Origin of the sequence: Streptomyces sp. A 4/2 (assembly GCF_940670765.1) — a bacterium.
In the GTDB taxonomy this organism is placed as follows: Bacteria; Actinomycetota; Actinomycetes; order Streptomycetales; family Streptomycetaceae; genus Streptomyces.
On the sequence record NZ_CALNVW010000051.1, the window covers coordinates 1 to 16,715 of the forward strand.

At 72.2% G+C, this 16,715-nt stretch carries 14 protein-coding genes; 7 read left to right on the plus strand and 7 right to left on the minus strand.

Going from position 1 to position 16,715, the window contains the following annotated elements; translation table 11 throughout:
• Window positions 1-2: 2 nt before the first annotated feature.
• A complete protein-coding gene (locus NBY69_RS33505) occupies window positions 3-986 on the minus strand; it encodes a GNAT family N-acetyltransferase (RefSeq protein WP_250305745.1) in 984 nt (327 codons plus the stop codon).
• 125 nt (window positions 987-1,111) lie between these two features.
• Between NBY69_RS33505 and NBY69_RS33510 the strand changes: the two genes are divergently transcribed.
• Window positions 1,112-1,675, plus strand: a complete 564-nt coding sequence (locus tag NBY69_RS33510) for a DUF1707 and FHA domain-containing protein (RefSeq protein WP_250305746.1) — start codon at window positions 1,112-1,114, stop codon at window positions 1,673-1,675.
• Between the two features lie 20 nt (window positions 1,676-1,695).
• Here the strand turns inward: NBY69_RS33510 and lpdA are convergent, their stop codons facing one another.
• Window positions 1,696-3,132 (minus strand): dihydrolipoyl dehydrogenase, encoded by a 1,437-nt coding sequence (lpdA, locus tag NBY69_RS33515; protein ID WP_250305747.1) that lies wholly within the window; start codon window positions 3,130-3,132, stop codon window positions 1,696-1,698.
• Between the two features lie 96 nt (window positions 3,133-3,228).
• On the opposite strand from lpdA, the gene NBY69_RS33520 reads away from it, so the two are divergent.
• A complete protein-coding gene (locus tag NBY69_RS33520) occupies window positions 3,229-4,155 on the plus strand; it encodes a LysR family transcriptional regulator (protein WP_250305748.1) in 927 nt (308 codons plus the stop codon).
• 48 nt (window positions 4,156-4,203) lie between these two features.
• Window positions 4,204-5,244 (plus strand): cytochrome P450, encoded by a 1,041-nt coding sequence (locus tag NBY69_RS33525; protein ID WP_250305754.1) that lies wholly within the window; start codon window positions 4,204-4,206, stop codon window positions 5,242-5,244.
• Here NBY69_RS33525 and treY read toward each other — a convergent pair.
• Together treY and glgX are read right to left on the minus strand one after the other, a co-directional pair.
• A complete protein-coding gene (gene treY / locus NBY69_RS33530) occupies window positions 5,204-7,552 on the minus strand; it encodes a malto-oligosyltrehalose synthase (RefSeq protein ID WP_250305757.1) in 2,349 nt (782 codons plus the stop codon). The genes NBY69_RS33525 and treY overlap by 41 nt on opposite strands.
• 132 nt (window positions 7,553-7,684) lie before the next feature.
• A complete protein-coding gene (gene glgX / locus NBY69_RS33535) occupies window positions 7,685-9,820 on the minus strand; it encodes a glycogen debranching protein GlgX (RefSeq protein WP_250305760.1) in 2,136 nt (711 codons plus the stop codon).
• 216 nt (window positions 9,821-10,036) lie between these two features.
• Between glgX and NBY69_RS33540 the strand changes: the two genes are divergently transcribed.
• Together NBY69_RS33540 and NBY69_RS33545 are read left to right on the plus strand one after the other, a co-directional pair.
• Window positions 10,037-11,269 (plus strand): SAV2148 family HEPN domain-containing protein, encoded by a 1,233-nt coding sequence (locus tag NBY69_RS33540; RefSeq protein ID WP_250305761.1) that lies wholly within the window; start codon window positions 10,037-10,039, stop codon window positions 11,267-11,269.
• Between the two features lie 96 nt (window positions 11,270-11,365).
• Window positions 11,366-12,100, plus strand: a complete 735-nt coding sequence (locus tag NBY69_RS33545) for a 3'-5' exonuclease (protein WP_250305762.1) — start codon at window positions 11,366-11,368, stop codon at window positions 12,098-12,100.
• 61 nt (window positions 12,101-12,161) lie between these two features.
• Here the strand turns inward: NBY69_RS33545 and NBY69_RS33550 are convergent, their stop codons facing one another.
• Window positions 12,162-13,013: a phosphotransferase enzyme family protein gene (locus NBY69_RS33550; RefSeq protein WP_250305764.1), complete on the minus strand. Its 852-nt coding sequence runs from the start codon at window positions 13,011-13,013 to the stop codon at window positions 12,162-12,164.
• A gap of 190 nt (window positions 13,014-13,203) precedes the next feature.
• Here NBY69_RS33550 and mgt point away from each other — a divergent pair, with 190 nt between their 5' ends.
• Both mgt and NBY69_RS33560 read left to right on the plus strand, forming a co-directional pair.
• Window positions 13,204-14,415 carry a macrolide-inactivating glycosyltransferase gene (gene mgt / locus NBY69_RS33555; RefSeq protein WP_250305766.1) on the plus strand — a complete coding sequence of 404 codons (1,212 nt, stop codon included), beginning with the start codon at window positions 13,204-13,206 and terminating at the stop codon, window positions 14,413-14,415.
• 100 nt (window positions 14,416-14,515) lie between these two features.
• The gene (locus NBY69_RS33560; protein WP_250305768.1) at window positions 14,516-15,064 is read left to right on the plus strand and encodes a DUF1697 domain-containing protein; all 549 of its coding nucleotides are present in this window, start codon (window positions 14,516-14,518) and stop codon (window positions 15,062-15,064) included.
• On the opposite strand, the gene NBY69_RS33565 is transcribed toward NBY69_RS33560, so the two are convergent.
• Both NBY69_RS33565 and NBY69_RS33570 read right to left on the minus strand, forming a co-directional pair.
• Entirely contained in the window at window positions 15,036-15,854 is an 819-nt protein-coding gene (locus tag NBY69_RS33565) for an ABC transporter ATP-binding protein (protein WP_250305771.1), read from the minus strand. The two genes, NBY69_RS33560 and NBY69_RS33565, sit on opposite strands and share 29 nt — an antisense overlap.
• A complete protein-coding gene (locus NBY69_RS33570; RefSeq protein WP_250305772.1) occupies window positions 15,851-16,693 on the minus strand; it encodes an aldo/keto reductase in 843 nt (280 codons plus the stop codon). Before NBY69_RS33570 ends, NBY69_RS33565 begins: the two co-directional genes overlap by 4 nt.
• Window positions 16,694-16,715 lie beyond the last annotated feature (22 nt).

The following is a 16,715-nucleotide window of genomic DNA, read 5'->3' on the forward strand; positions in this document are numbered from 1 at the left end:
TCCTAAGCGGACTCGCCGGGCGGCGGATCCCACACCAGGTTGAGCTCGCGCTCGAAGTTGGCGTAACCCGCCCGCTCGAAGGCCCACGCCATGGGGACGTTGCCGAGGTCCGTCGCCGCGCGGATGCGCGGCACTCCCTCGGCGGCCAGGATCCGGGTGCCCTCGGCGAGGATCTCGTCGATGTGGCCCCGGCCGCGGTGGCCGGGCAGTACCCCGATGTACGCGATGATCGCGTGGTAGTTGTTGCGCGCGGGGATCACGAAACCGACCGGCTCGCCGTCCGGCAGCTCCGCGATCCGCCACCACTCGCGCGGCGACCGGTACCCCGTCAGCTCCTCGTCGTACTGCTGCTCGGCTGCCGCGCGCGGGCTCAGCCCGGACGCCTGAGCGGCCAGGCTGTGCGCGTCCAGGGTGCCCTCGACGACCCGCGCCATCAACGACACCAGGTCCTCCCGGTCGCGCACCGCACGGAAGACCAGCCGCCCACTCGGTCCCGGGACAGCGGTCCCCGGCGTCCACTCCAGCCGGAGCCGCTCCACCAGCAGCCGCGCCCCAGTCCGTTCCAGGACCCGCTTCCTGGCCTCCACGGTGTCCCTGGCCACCGGGTCCGTCCGCCAGTCCGGCGGTACGTAACGGCCGTACTCGGGGCGTTCGGTACCGCCGGGGAAGAGCCGCGCCATGGCCGTCTCCAGCAACTGGAGCCCGGTCTCGCCGCGTTCGGGTTCGGGCAGCGAGTCGTCCAGATCGAAGAAGTCGAGCATGTACGGCGCCGCGCTGCCGGGGCCGGGCGCCCACCAGGCGGCCCGCGCCAGCACGCGGTCACCGCGCAGCGCCACCCACATCCACTCGGGACGGCGCAGACCGTTCGCCAGGTCGTCGGCGAGTTCGTGGTCGAGTACGTACGGCAGCGTACGGAAGAGTGCGAGCTCGTCCGGCCCGGTCAGCGGGCGGATCACCAGCTCGCGGTCGTGCGGTGACGCGGTCAAATCGGCTCCTGGAGGCAGGTGATGTCCGCGGACCGTAACAATCGCCGTCCGTCCCCGTCACACGGATATCGGAAAGCGGGGACCCGTCTGGACACCTCCGGCGGGGCGGCCCGACAATCATCCGTGTGACGTCCTCCTCCGAATCTCCCACGCACGACCCCAGTACCTCTCCCGTCCGGCTCTCCGACGCCGAGCGCGACCGGGTACTCGTCGTGCTCAGGGAGGGCGCGGTGCAGGGCAAGCTGTCGCACGACACCTTCATGCGCCGGATGGAACTGGCCCTCGCCGCCCGCAGGTCCGACGAGCTGGAGGTGCTCACCGCGGACCTGGAACGGGACAGCGGCTGGACGCAGCGGCTGGTGGGCGCGGTGGGCCAGGTCTCGGCCTTCCCGGGGCGGCTGCGCAGGGCCTGGACCGCCGAGCGGCTGCCCAAACTGCTGCTTCCCGCGCCCGGCCCCTACCCGTTGCGCATCGGGCGCGACCCGCTCAACGGCCTGCGGCTGAACCACGAATCGGTCTCCCGGATGCACGCGGAGCTCGGGGTACAGGCCGGGGCGTGGGTGCTGCGCGACCTCGGCTCGACCAACGGGACGACCGTCAACGGGCGGCGGGTCACGGGCGCGGTGATCGTGCACGACGGCGACTCGGTCAGCTTCGGACAGATCCAGTTCCGGCTGTCCTCCGCCTGACCGGCCGGACAGGTCCTGGCTCACCGCTGGTGCAGCCCCCGTCCCGCCAGACCGAGGAAGGTCTCACCGACCGCCTCGGAGAGCGTCGGGTGGGCGTGGATGTGCTGCGCCACATCGGAGGGTTCGGCGTCCCAGCCGACGATCAGCTGACTCTCGGCGATCATCTCCGAGACGTTCGGCCCGACGAGATGCACGCCCAGCACCCGCCCGTTCCGCTCGGCCACGACCTTCACCATGCCGCCCCGGCCGTGCACCATGCCCTTGGCGACCGCCGTCAACGGCATCGTGCCGACCACCACGTCGTGGTCGAGCTGCCGGGCCTCGGCCTCCGTCAGACCGACCGCGGCGGTCTGCGGTGAGGAGTACGTGACCCGGGGCACCGCCGCGTAGTCCACCGGCGGAGTCCGCAGCCCGGCCAGCGTCTCGGCGACCAACAGGCCCTCCGCGAACGACGCGTGGGCCAGCCCGAGCGCGGGCGGCGGCAGCAGATCGCCCACCACGTGGATGCCGGGCACCGCGCTCTCCAGCCGGGACCAGTCGGCGGGCGCCACGAAACCGCGTCCGTCGGTGGCCAGTCCGGCCGCCGCCAGATCCAGCCCGTCGGTCACCGGCACCCGGCCCACCGCGACCAGCAGCCGCTCGGCCCGCACGGTGCGGCTCTCACCGCGCGCGGTGCGGACCGTGGCCCGTACACCGTCGCCGTCGACGGCCGCGTCCACCAGCCGCGCACCCACCTGCACGTCGATGCCGCGCTTCTTGAGCCCGCGCGCCAAGTGGCGGCTCACCTCGGTGTCTTCGAGCGGAACGAGCCGGTCCGCGGCCTCGACGAGTGTGACGTCCGCGCCCAACGAGCGGTGCAGGGAGGCGTACTCGACCCCGATCGCCCCACCGCCGAGCACCAGGACGGACCCCGGCAGCCCCGGCGCGAACAGGGCGTCGTCGCTGGTGACGATCTGCGGGCTGCCGTGGTCCAGTCCCGGCAGCGTACGGGGTCGGGAGCCGGTGGCCAGCACGATGCCGCGCCGGGCGGTGAAGCCGCCCGCGCCGTCGATCCGTACTGTCCGCGTCCCCGTCAACCGGGCGCTGCCACGCACCACATGGACCCCGGCTTCCGCGAGATGCCCCTCCACACCCTTGTGGTTGCGGGAGACGACGTCGTCGCGGGTGGCGACCAGCGCGGGCCAGTCCACCGAGTCGAGCGTCGCCCTCACCCCCCACCGCTCGCGCGCCTCCGCGATACCGTCGACGAGTTCGGCGGCGTGCAGCATGGCCTTGCTGGGGATGCAGCCCCGGTGCAGGCACGTGCCTCCGACCTTGTCGCGCTCCGCGAGGACGACATCGAGGCCGAGGGCCGCGGCGCGCAGCGCGGTGGAGTACCCACCGGTGCCGCCGCCGATCACGATCACGTCCGTAACTGCCGCCGCCGTCACCACTGTTGCTGCCTCTGCCGCTGTCATGGCTCCACCCTCCGGCCGGACCTTGTCATGAGTCCAAGGCAATGTTTGTGTGGAGTCCATGCACAGCTTCTATGGCGGCGCCGGGAGCGCGGACGCATGAGCCTGCGACAGATGGAGTACTTCGTGACCGTCGTCGACACGTCCTCCTTCACCCGCGCCTCCGAGCTTCTCCACGTCACCCAGCCCGCGCTCTCCCACCAGATCAAGTCACTGGAGAAGTCCGTAGGCGGACCGCTCCTGGAGCGGCTGCCGCGCGGCGTCCGGCTCACCCCGATGGGCCGCGCCTTCCTGCCGCACGCGCAGCTCGCCGTGCGCAGCGCCGTCCAGGCCCGGCGGGCGGCCCGCGCCGCCGCGGGCGCGGAGGGCGGGGAACTGCACATCGCCACCGTGCACGCCATAGCCGTCGGTGTCCTGCCCGAGGTCTTCGCCCGGTGGCAGCGCGCACACCCGGGCGTCGCGCTCTTCCTGCACGAGTACGCCTCCACCGACGCCCTGGAGGAACAGGTCGAGCGCGGCACCGCGGACCTCGCCGTCGGCCCGTCGCCGCAGTACTGGCCGGGTCCCGTCGTCCCGGTGGGCGAGGAGGAGATCATCGTCGCCGTCCCCTTCGACGACCCCCTCGCCGGGCGCGGCACGGTCGGCCTGACGGAACTGGCCGACCGGACCTGGGTGCGGTGCGCGATGGAACCACTGGTCGAAGGGCAGCCGTTCCTGGACCGGGCCTGCGCGAAAGCGGGCTTCGCACCGCGCACCGCCGTACGGACCGAGCACACCTCGACAGCGGTACGGATGGCGGCGGCGGGCGTCGGGATCACGGCCGTCCCGCTGCACGTGGTGCGGGGCGCGGTCGGCGAGGACTGTGTGGTGCTGCGCGTCGACCCGTCGTGGCGACGCGAGCTGACGGTCTTCTCCCGCGTCGCGCTGACCGGCGCGGCAGCGGCCTTCACCGAGCTGCTGCGCACCACGCGGTCACCCGTACGGGCGCACGCCGACTGCGTGGCCGGGCCTCCGGTGGTCCGCTGAGAGGAACAGCGCCGCGCGGCGGGGCACCGAGACCGGGCGGGTGACACGATGACCGCTGATCCGGCCGCCGAGGAGTCCGCTCCGGTGCCGGTGCGCCCGGCTGCGGGACCAGCCGCCCCGCAGTGTTCCCTCGCCGCCGCCCCCGACCCGTACCCCCTGTACCGCACGCTGCGCGAGCGCCACCCGCCGGCCTACGACCCGCACCTCGGCGCCTGGCTGGTCAGCCGGTACACCGATGTCGTCGGCGCGCTCCGTGACGCGCGTCTGGGCCGCCCGCGCTCCGTCTCGTGCTGCGAACCGGGCGACGACCGGTGCGGGGCCCCGCACCTCCTCGCCCCGCGGGCGGTCCGTGAGCATGCCACGGGCGCGTTCCGGGAGATCGCCGAGCGGACCGCGTACGTCCTGGCCAGCCGGCTCGCCCGCCGCCCCGAGGCCGACCTGGTCGCCGAGTTCTGCCGTTGGCTGCCGTCCGGAGTGGTCGCCACCGCCGCCGGGCTGCCCTACGACGCGCTCGCCCGCGGGGACCGCGGCCTGCCGCCCACCCGTACCGGACCCGGGCGGCGCGGGCGGGGCGGGCCCGGCACCGCCGCGCTGGCGGGTCTCCTCGCCGACCGGGCCGCCCTGACCGAGAAGGCGCTCGCCTCACTCATCGCCAACCTCCTCGACCACCCCGCGCAGCTGGCGGCCGTCCGGGAGGACCCCGCCCTGATCCCGCGCGCCTGGGCGGAGACGCTGCGCCGGAACCCGCCGGTCCATGTCCTGGTCCGCAGGGCCGTGCAGGACGTACCCCTCGCGGGCGGCACGGTCCCGGCCGGCGCCGCCGTCGGCATCCTGATCGGCTCGGCCGGCCGCGACCACGAACGGTTCGCGGCAGCCGACGACTTCGACCTGTTCCGCCCCGACCCGGGCCGTCTCGCCCTCGGCCCGCCCGGCTGCCCGGTGGCCGAGGTGGCCGCGCTCCAGGCGCAGTACGGGCTGCGCGCACTGCTGGAGGCGATGCCCGGCCTCCGCTGGGCCGACGGCTTCCGGCCCGTCGAGACCGGGCTGCTCACCCGCGCGCCCCGGGCGCTGTGCGTACGACCCGCTTGAGCAGCGCCACCGGCCGTACGGCGAACAGCTCCCGCACCGCCACCCGGCCGGTGAACTCCCGCTCGGGCGCCAGCAGATCCAGCCACACCCCGGCGGGCAGCGGCAGCTCCGTGTCCCGCCAGCCGCCCGCGTCCGCGAGCCGCAGCGACAGTCTGGTCACCGCGGTGACGACCTCGCCGGAGCGGCAGAACGCCAGACAGTGCGCGGCGGCGGCGCCCTCGGGGGACAGCGGTGCGTACGTCCCCGACTCGCCGAAGACGTCCGGGAAGTCACGGCGCAGCAGCAGCGCGGTGGTCGTCACGGCGAGCTTCTCGTCCGACGGGTCCACCGGGACCGGAGGACGGCGGTTGTCGGGATCCACCAGCGCCAGGTAGGTGCCCTCGGTGCCCTGATAGAGGTCCGGCACCCCCGGCATGGTCAGGTGGACCAGGGCCGCCCCGAGCGTGTTGGCCCGTACGTACGGATCGAGCGCGCGCGCGAGCCGGGCGACCGCGGAGTACGGAGGCCCCGCGGGCCCCGCCGCCACGAAGTCGGCCACCGCCTGCTCGTACGCCGGATTCTGCTCGGTCCAGCTGGTGTGCAGCCCCGCCTCCCGGACGGACTTCAGCAGCGCGGGACCCAGCCGTTCCGGATCGGGCCGCCCGAAACCGAACGCGGTCTGCCAGGCGATCCACGCCAGATGCGGATCGGGCGCCGGAGTGGTCAGCAGCCCCAGCAGCTCCGCCCACCGCTCGGGGCACTCGGTCAGCACCGCGATCCGCGCCCGGACGTCCGCGCTGCGCTTGGTGTCGTGCGTGGTCAGTACGGTCCCGCTGCCCGGCCAGTCGCGGGCGAGCCGGGCGCAGAACGCGTGGAACTCCGACGGGCTCACCGCGGGCGCCCCCGGATCGCCGCCCACCTCTCCCGCCGACACCAGCGGGGCGTAGCGGTAGAAGGCGGTGTCCTCGACGGACTTGGCGCGCAGCGCGGACGACGTCTGGGCGAAGCGGGCGCAGAAGGCGGCGTGGGCCGGACCGTCGCCGAGCTTGCCGAGCGCCAGGTCCCGTACGACCCCCACGGCCGCCGCCTCCTCCGCCACCGGGAAGGAAGCGGCGGCCTGCCGGACCGTCTCGGGATCCAGCGTGGCCTCGGCGGTGTCCGGCGTCGGCCCGCCCGCCGTCGCGTACGGCCGGTACACGGGCAGCCGCACGAGCAGTTCGCGCAGCGCGACCCGCAACGCCCACGGCGCGTGGTCGCGCAGTGCCGGGTCGGCCGCGCAGATCTGCTCCGCCGTACGGACCAGGAACGCCGTCTCGGCCGCCAGTTCATGGGTGAGGACCTTGTACGCGGCCCGGCGCACCGTCGACTCCCAGTACCCGCCGCGATCACCCGAGGGGCCCGCGTAGTCCCGGTAGTGGCGGAGCAGTTCGCCGACGCCTGCGGGGTCGGTGAACAGGCCGTCGATCCGGTGCAGCGCGTCGTAACCGGTCGTCCCGGCGACCGCCCAGTCGGCGGGCAGCCGCTCGTCGCCGGTGAGGATCTTCTCGACGACGGTCCAGCGTCCGGCGGTCGCCTCACCGAGCCGGCGGAGATACGTACCCGGATCGGCCAGGCCGTCCGGGTGGTCGATGCGCAGCCCGTCGATCACGCCGTCCTGCATCAGCTCCAGCACCTTGGCGTGGGTGGCGACGAAGACCGCGGGGTCCTCGACGCGGACCCCGATCAGATCGGAGATGGTGAAGAACCGGCGGTAGTTGAGCTCGGTACGGGCCAGCCGCCACCAGGTGAGCCGGTACCACTGGGCGTCGAGCAGCTCGGGCAGCGGCAGCCCCGCGGTTCCCTCGCGCAGCGGAAACAGATGGTCGTAGTAGCGCAGCATCTCGCCGTCGACCTCCAGCCGGTCCAGCTCGTCGCCGATCCGGTGGCCCAGGACGGGCAGCAGCACCTTGCCGCCGCCCGACTCCCAGTCGATGTCGAACCAGCGGGCGTACGGCGACACGGGCCCCTCGCGCAGGACTTCCCACAGCGGCCGGTTGTAGCGGGGGGACGCGGCCATGTGGTTCGGCACGATGTCCAGGACGAGACCGAGACCGTGCGTCCTGGCGGTGTCCGCGAGCGCCCGCAGCCCCGCCTCGCCACCCAGTTCGTCGCGCACCCGCGCGTGGTCGACGACGTCGTAGCCGTGGGTGGAGCCGGGCACGGCGCCGAGGACCGGCGACAGATGGAGGTGCGAGACACCGAGGGCAGCCAGATACGGCACCGCTTCCCCGGCGGCCGAGAACGGGAACTCCGGCTGGATCTGGAGCCGGTACGTCGCAGTGGGCGTCATGGGAGCGTACGTACCCCGTTTCCGCGACTCCCTGTCACTTTCCGCCCCGACCCGCTCGCCTCTCCTGCTGTACGGGCCTGCCGTACGGGCCTGCCGTACGGGCCTGCCGTACGGGCCGGTCGGACAGGCCGGTCAGGCGGGCCGTTTCAGCACGGTCAGGCTCCGCCCGATCAGCGCCAGCCGGTCACCCGCGTCGACCTTCGGCCCCCGGCCGGGCGGCACACCGTCCTCATGGGCCGTGTCGACGACGACCTCCCACTGCCTGCCGTGGCTCACCGGCACCACGAACTCGATCTCGTCCGCACTCGCGTTGAACATCAGCAGGAACGAGTCGTCGGCGATCCGCTCGCCCCGCGTACCCGGCTCGGAGATGGCGTTCCCGTTCAGGAAGACCGACAGTGCCTTGGCGTGCGCGGCCTGCCAGTCCCGCTGGACCATCTCCTCGCCCTCCGGGGTGAACCAGGCGATGTCGGAGAGGTCGTCATGGGTGCCCTCCACCGGACGCCCGTGGAAGAACCGCCGCCTCCGGAAGACCGGATGCTCCCGCCGCAGCGCCACCATCGCCCGGGTGAAGGCCAGCAGCGAGCTGCGCCCGCCGTCCTCGGAGCGGACCTGCTCGGGATCGGGCCAGTGCACCCAGGCCAGCTCGCTGTCCTGGCAGTACGCGTTGTTGTTGCCGCGCTGGGTACGGGCGAACTCGTCGCCGTGGCTCAGCATCGGCACCCCCTGCGAGAGCAGCAGGGTGGCCACGAAGTTCCGCATCTGACGCTCCCGCAGTTCCAGCACCGCGGGGTCGTCGCTCGCGCCCTCGGCGCCGCAGTTCCACGACCGGTTGTGGCTCTCGCCGTCCCGGTTGTTCTCGCCGTTGGCCTCGTTGTGCTTGTCGTTGTACGCGACCAGGTCGTGCAGGGTGAAGCCGTCGTGGCAGGTGGTGAAGTTGATCGAGGCGAGCGGGCGCCGCCCGTCGTCCTGGTACAGGTCGGACGAGCCGGTGAGCCGCCCGGCGAACTCCGCGAGCGTCCGCGGCTCTCCGCGCCACAGGTCCCGCACGGTGTCGCGGTACTTGCCGTTCCACTCCGTCCACAGCGGCGGGAAGTTCCCCACCTGGTAGCCGCCCTCGCCGACGTCCCACGGCTCGGCGATCAGCTTCACCTGCGAGACCACCGGGTCCTGCTGCACCAGGTCGAAGAAGGACGACAGCCGGTCGACCTCGTGGAACTGGCGGGCCAGGGTGGCGGCGAGGTCGAAGCGGAAGCCGTCGATGTGCATCTCGGTCACCCAGTACCGCAACGAGTCCATGATCAGCTGGAGCACGTGCGGGGAGCGCATCAGCAGACTGTTGCCGGTGCCCGTGGTGTCCATGTAGTAGTGCGGATCGCCGGTGAGCCGGTAGTACGAGGCGTTGTCGAGGCCGCGGAAGGAGAGGGTCGGCCCCAGGTGGTTGCCCTCGGCGGTGTGGTTGTAGACGACATCGAGGATGACCTCGATCCCGGCCTCGTGCAGGGCCCGGACGGCCTGCTTGAATTCGAGGACCTGCTCACCGCGGTCGCCCCACGAGGCGTAGGCGTTGTGCGGGGCGAAGAAACCGATGGTGTTGTAGCCCCAGTAGTTGGAGAGCCCGGTGTCCTCAAGACGGTGGTCGTTGACGAACTGGTGAACGGGCATCAGCTCCAGGGCCGTGACGCCCAGTTCCGTCAGGTGCTCGATGACCGCCGGATGCGCGAGCGCCGCGTACGTCCCGCGCATCTCGTCGGGCAGAGCCGGATGGAGCATCGTCAGGCCCTTCACATGGGCCTCGTAGAGCACGGTCTCGTGGTACGGCGTCCGCGGCAGCCGGTCGTCGCCCCAGTCGAAGTACGGATTGACGACCACCGAGGTCATCGTGTGCGGGGCGGAGTCCAGGTCGTTGCGCGAGTTCGGCCGGCCGAAGTGGTAGCCGTACACCGACTCGTCCCACTTGACCTGCCCGCTCACCGCCTTGGCGTACGGGTCGAGGAGCAGCTTCGCGGAGTTGCAGCGCTGCCCGTTCTCCGGAGCGTACGGGCCGTGCACCCGGAATCCGTACCGCTGCCCCGGCATGATGCCCGGCAGATAGGCATGGCGTACGAAGGCGTCGGTCTCCCGCAGCTCCACCGCCGTCTCTGAACCGTCGTCGTGCAGCAGGCACAACTCGATTCGGTCGGCGGCCTCCGAAAAGACCGCAAAGTTGGTCCCGGCGCCGTCGTACGTGGCACCGAGGGGGTATGTCTGTCCCGGCCAGACCTGCATGGGAAGGACTCTTCCACACTCCGTGCCAAGTCGGGCGTGTCAGCGCCTTCTCGCCACGAACCACTACGAATCCCCTCACCCGGCCGCAACTGTCGTGAGAACGGTCACCACGAATAGGGGAGTTGAGAAAGGAGCCTGTGCAAGCGGCTGCACCGGCTCCCGCCCGCGGAGTACCCTTCCTTGATCGTTGCAGGGGGAGTGAGAGGCGGTACGCGGGTGGGCTCGGGAGGGCTGGAGCTACCCCCAGGTGACCCAGGTCACGACGGGGGCTCCACAGGTGTCTCACCCGGAGCGGTCTCGCTGGCGCGGCCCATGGAGATCGGGGCGGAACTCGACTGGGGAGCGGACGCCTGGAACGAGGTGCGCACCCGGGCCCAGCGGGCCGGGCGCGCCTACATCTGGCTGAACCTCGTGGAGCAGCGGCTCCGCGCGGTGGTGGCCGCTGTGCTGCGCCCCATCTACGAACCGGTGCACGGCGACGACTGGGTGGTCGCCGCGGCGGGCCCGGCCGGTCAGGAGTGGGTGCAGCGTGCCGTCGCCGTACGGGAGGTCTCGCGCCGCAAGGGCTATCTGCTCGACCCGGCCGACGACAACGTGCTCAGCTTCCTCACCCTCCCGCAGCTGCGGGAGCTGATGGTGCAGCACTGGCCGTGCTTCGAGCCGTACTACGACGACCGGCGCGACGTGGAACTGGCTCTGGACGAGCTGGAGGTCACCCGGAACGTCGTCTCGCGCAACCGCGCCCTGTCCCAGGCGGTGCTGGCCCAGGCCGAGCGGGCCTCCTCGCGGCTGCTCGACATCCTGGGGGCGGGTTCCGGCGCGCCCACCGCCGACCGGCTCCCGGTGGACGCCGTCGAGGACCTGGTGGGCGACCGTTACGCGGACGTCGTCAGCGTCCACCCGGACCGGGTCCGCCTCCAGCGGCAGATCCCGGCCGAGGACCTCTTCGGCGGTGCCCGCCGGCTCGACGCGATAGGGATAGGCCTGAACCTCCTCGTCCAGAACTTCTCGGGCCGGCGGCTGATCCGGCTGGCCGAGTCGGGCTGCCGGGTCCGGCTGCTGTTCCTCAACCCGGCGAGCAGCGCCGTGAAGCGGCGCGAGCGGGAACTGGGACTGAAGAAGGGCGAGCTGAGCCGGTCGGTGGAGATGAACATCCTGCACATGCGCCGGGTCCGGTCCCGGCTGCGGGACCCGGGTGCCTTCGAGATCCATGTCTTCGACGAGACCCCGCGTTTCATGGCGTGTCTGGTCGACGGCGACGGATCGGACGGCCTCGCGGTGGTCCAGTCGTATCTGCGCAAGGCCCGTGGCATGGAGGCCCCGGTGCTGGTGCTGCGGGGCGGCGGCCGGGCGGTGGTCCGGCACGGTCAGGACGCCGAGCACGGCCTCTTCGAGACGTACCGCGACGAGTTCGAGTCCGTATGGGCCGATTCCCGCCCGGTCTCCTGACGGAGGGTGCGCCACCGGGTCGCGCCGGGGGCGTTGTCAGTGGCGCATGCGAGGGTGGTTCCCACTTGGGGGAAAGCACCACGAAGGAGGGCCGCCATGAGCTGGCATCGGGGACCGCTGGTCGGCTTCGACCTGGAGACGACCGGCACGGATCCGCTTCAGGCGCGGATCGTGACAGCCGCGATCGTCGAAGTACGGGACGCGGAAGTGGTGCGTCGCCACGACTGGCTGGCCGACCCGGGGGTGCTGATCCCGGCGCAGGCGTCGGAGATCCACGGCATCTCCAGCGAGCGGGCGGTGGCGGAGGGCAGGCCGGTGCGGGAAGTGGCCCGTGAGATAGCCGAGGTGCTCGCCGGGTACTGGGCGCTCGGCGTGCCGGTCATCGCGTACAACGCCGCGTTCGATCTGTCGCTGCTCGCCGCCGAGTTGCGCCGGCACGGCCTGCCGCGCCTGGCGGAGGCCGCGCCCGTCATCGACCCGCTCACCATCGACCGGGCCGTCGACCGCTTCCGCCGGGGCAAGCGCACCCTGGAGGCGGCCTGCGGCGAGTACGGAGTGGTCCTCGAATCGGCGCACGAGGCGTCGGCCGACGCGCTGGCCGCGGTGCGGGTGGCGATCGCGATCGCCGAGCGGCATCCGCAGGTCGCCGCGCTGGACCTCGCCGACCTGCACCGCAGCCAGATCGGGTGGTACGCGGAGTGGGCCACCGACTTCCAGAAGTTCCTGCGGCGGAAGGGGAACGCGGACGCGGTGGTGGACACGGCCTGGCCGCTGCGCGAGGCGCCGCCGACCGCCGTCCGGGCTCCGGCCGGACCGGCAGCCGGGTCCTGAGCCGTGGACAGGGTCTTGCGGGCAGGTCTCCCGGGCAGGTCTCGGACGGGTCCCGGACGTCCTAGAAGGGGTACCAGCGGACTTCCGGGTCGTTGTCCCGCAGCGAGGCCACCCTCCGGCGGAACTCGGCCAGCGCCTTGGGGTTGGCCGGGGCGTGCTGAGCCACCCAGGCGCAGCTCGCCGTCTCGCGGGCGCCGCGCAGTACCGCGCAGCCGTCCCACTCGCGTACGTCCCAGCCGTAGCCACGGGTGAAGGTGTCGTACGCCTCCGGGGCCAGGCCGTAGCGGTCGCGGGAGAGGGCCATCACGACCAGGTCGTGTTCCCGCAGGTCCGAGGAGAAGGTCTCCAGGTCGACGAGGACCGGCCCCCCGGGGCCGACATGGACGTTCCGGGTCAGCGCGTCGCCGTGGATCGGGCCGGGCGGCAGGTGAGGTGTCAGCACGGCTGCCGCCGAGGCGAACCCGTCACGGCGCTCGCGCAGATAGTCGGCGTCCGCCGGATCGATGGCGTCCCCGGCCAGCCGCAGCCAGCGCTCGACACCGCCGAGGAGCTCGCGCCGGGGGAGCGGGAACGCGGGGGCGGGCAGCGCGTGGACGGCGCGCAGCAGTACGGCGAGGTCGGCGGGCCCGGCCGGGCGGACCGCGTCGGGGAGCCGGTGCCAGAGCGTCACGGGGTGACCGTCGACCAGCCGCGCCTTCGGCTCGGCCGCGCGGACCGCGGGGATGCCCGCCTCCGCCAGCCAGTCGGCGATGGACAGTTCGCGCTCGGCCCGCTCCAGCAGGGCCGCGTCCCGGCCCACCTTGACGACGAGCCCGCCGGACGCGAACACCGCGTTCTCGCCCAGGGCCAGCAGCGCCGCGTCCTGCGCCAGACCTGCCGCCGCCAGTACGTCCCGCGCCCTGGACTCGTCCATGTGATGTCTCCCGCTCTCGTTGGAACAGGCCAAGTTTCGCATCCGTGCGGGCAGGCCCGTTCGGCGGAGGGCAGCGGGCGGGCGGTCGGCGACGGGCGGCCGGCGGTCGGTGGGCGCACCGCGGGGTGCCCCGTGGGCTGCCCCCGAATATTAAGTGTACGAGACGTCTCGTCTCGCCTACCGTGAAGGCATGACTTCTCCGAAGCGCGCCCATATCGCCATGTTCTCCATCGCGGCCTCCGGTCACGTGAACCCGAGCATCGAAGTGATCCGGGAACTCGTCGCCCGTGGCCACCGCGTCACGTACGCGATCCCCGAGTCGTTCGCCGGCAAGGTCGCGGAGACCGGCGCCGAGCCCGTCGTCTACACCTCGACGCTCCCCACCGACGACGACCCCGAGGCCTGGGGCACCGAGGTGATCGAGCACGTCGAGCCGTTCCTCCGCGACGCCATCACCGTGCTGCCGCAGCTGATCGACGCACACGAAGGGGCGGACGGAGTCGGCGTGCCCGACCTGATCGTCCACGACATCACCTCCTACCCGGCGATCGTCCTGTCCCGCCGCTGGAACGTCCCCGACGTCTCGCTCTCCCCCAACCTGGTCGCCTGGCGGGGGTACGAGCAGGAGGTCGGCGAACCGATGACCGCCCAGCTGATGGCCACCGAGCGCGGCCGGGCGTACTACGACCGCTTCCACGCCTGGCTGGAGTCCCAGGGCATCGACGAACACCCCGACCCGTTCGTCGGCCGCCCCCGCCGCAGCATCGTCCTCATCCCCCGCGCGATGCAGCCGAACGCCGACCGCGTCGACGAGGACGTGTACACCTTCGTCGGCGCCTGCCAGGGCGACCGCGGAGAACAGGGCGGCTGGCAGCGGCCGGACGGTGCCGAGAAGGTTCTGCTGGTCTCGCTCGGGTCGACGTTCACCAAACAGCCCGGCTTCTACCGCGAGTGCATCAAGGCCTTCGGAGACCTGCCCGGCTGGCATGTGGTGCTCCAGATCGGCAAGTTCATCGACCCGGCCGAACTGGGCCCGGTCCCGGCCAACTTCGAGGTGCTGAGCTGGGCGCCGCAACTCGCGATCCTCAAGCAGGCCGACGCGTTCATCACGCACGCGGGCGCGGGCGGCAGCCAGGAGGGCCTCGCCACCGGCACACCGATGGTCGCCGTCCCACAGGCCGTCGACCAGTTCTCCAACGCGGACATGCTCCAGTCGCTGGGCGTCGCCCGGCACGTACCGATGGCGGAGGCCACCGCCGCGACCCTGCGCGACACGGTGCTCGCCGTGGCCGGTGACCCCGAGGTGGCGGAGCGGCTGACGCGGATCCGTGAGGAGATGGCGGGGGAGGGCGGTACGAAGCGGGCGGCCGACCTCATCGAGGCCGAACTGCCCGCCCGGTGAAGCGGACGGCCCGCCCGGTGAAGCGAACTGCCCACCCGGTGAAGCGGACGGCCCGTCGCGGCACGGGACCCCTGTCCGTGCCCCGCACTATGTTCGTCCCATGACGAACAAGTACGCGGTTCTGCTGCGCGGGATCAACGTGAGCGGGCACCGGAAGGTACCGATGGCCGAGCTCAGAACAGTGCTCGCCGAACTCGGCCACGGCGATGTCCGTACGTACCTCAACAGCGGGAACGCGGCCTTCAGCAGCGACGCGACGGACGAGGACGTGCTCGCCGCAGGAGTGGAGCAGGCCATCGAGGACCACTTCGGTTTCCACGTCGACTGCCTCGTGCGCGGCGGCCCGTACCTGCGGGCCGTCGCCGAGGCCTGTCCGTTCCCGGCGGCGGAGCTGGAAGGCAGGCAACTCCATGTCACCTACTTCTCGGGCCCCGTCACCCCCGAGCGGTTCGCCGCCCTCGACCCGCAGACGTATCTGCCGGAGGAGTTCAGGCTCGGCGACCGCGCCCTCTACCTCTACGCCCCGGACGGACTCGGCCGCTCCAAGCTCGCGGAACAGCTGAGCCGGCCCGGCCTGAACCGGGGGATCAACGGCACGTCCCGCAACTGGAACACCGTCGTCAAACTGCTGGAGATGACCGCCGACTGACGTCGCCCATCGCCCGTGCCGCCCACCGCCCGTCCGTGCGGGTGATCCGTACCGGGTGGTCGAAGCACTTGCTGACCTGGTCGGTCGTGAGCACCTCGTCGGCGGGGCCCGAGCCCAGGCACCGGCCACCGCTCAGCAGCATCGCGTGCGTGGTGGACGCGGGCAGCTCCTCCAGGTGGTGGGTGACCAGAATCGTCGCCAGCTCCGGATGCTCACCGCGCAGTTCGTCCAGGCTGCTCAACAGCTGTTCACGGGCGGCGAGATCCAGGCCGGTGGCCGGCTCGTCGAGCAGCACCAGCCGCGGGCTCGGCATCAGCGCGCGGGCGATGAGCGTACGGCCCCGCTCACCCTGCGAGAGCGTCGGCCAGCGGGACTCGGCCTTCTCGCCGCCCATGCCGAGCATCCGCAGCAGCCGCTCGGCCCGGCCGATCTGCTCGGCCGTCGGCGACCAGCGCGGGACCGGCTCGATCGAGTTGGTCAGCCCGGTCAGGACGACGTCGCGGACCCGCAGCGGCGAGTGCAGCGGATGGCGCGGATTGATGTGCCCCAGATGGGACCGGAGTTCCCGCAGATCCACCCGGCCGAGGGTGCGCCCCAGGATCTCCACCGTCCCCCGGGTCGGATGGGTCACCGCGCCCAGCAGACCGAGCAGGGTCGACTTGCCCGCGCCGTTGGCACCGAGCAGAGCCCAGTGCTCCCCGCTGTGCACGGTTATCGAGACCGAGTCCAGCAGCAGATTCCCGTCCCGTACGAAATCGACGTCGTCCGCCCGGATCACGACGGTACTCACAGGTCGTTCAGCTCCTTCATTTCTTCCTCGGACAGGCGCAGCTCTGCCGCGTCCACGTTCTCGTCCAGATGTCCGAGCGAGCCGGTGCCGGGTGTCGGGAGCAGGACGGGGGAACGGTGCAGCAGCCAGGCCAGCGCGAGCTGGCCCCTGGTGGCGCCATGGCGTTCGGCGATCGCGGTCAGTGCCGATGAGGCCTCGCCGGTCAGAGCGCCGTTGGACAGCGGGAACCAGGGCAGAAACGCGAGGCCGTGGCGCTCGCACGCCGCCAACACGTCCGCCGACGCGCGGTCGAGGAGATTGAAGCGGTTCTGCACCGAGGCGATCCCGGTCAGGGAGAGCGCCTGCTCGAGCTGATCGGCGGTAATGGTGTCCAGGCCGATGTACCGGATCTTACCCTCCTGCCGCAAGGCATCGAGGGCGCCCAACTGCTCGGCCATCGGGACGTCCGGATCGAGCCGGTGCAGCTGGTACAGGTCGATCGTGTCCACCCGCAGCCGCCGCAGACTCGCCTCGCACATCGCGCGCAGCTGCTCGGGACGGCCCGCGATGTGCCAGGCGTCGGGGCCGGTACGGACGACTCCGCCCTTGGTGGCGATCACCAGGCCGGCCGGGTACGGGTGCAGGGCCTCGGCGATCAGCTCTTCCGCGATGTCGGGCCCGTAGTTGTCGGCGGTGTCGATGAGGGTGACGCCGCGCTCGACCGCCCGCCGCAGTACGTCCCGCGCGTCCTGCCGTGCGCCGCGCGGGCCCCAGTACCCGGCGCCGGTCAGCTGCGCCGTACCGAAACCGATGCGCCGTACCGGCAGCTCACCGCCGAGCCGAAAAGTGTCCCTGATCATGGCTGGACGCTATCCGACTGTG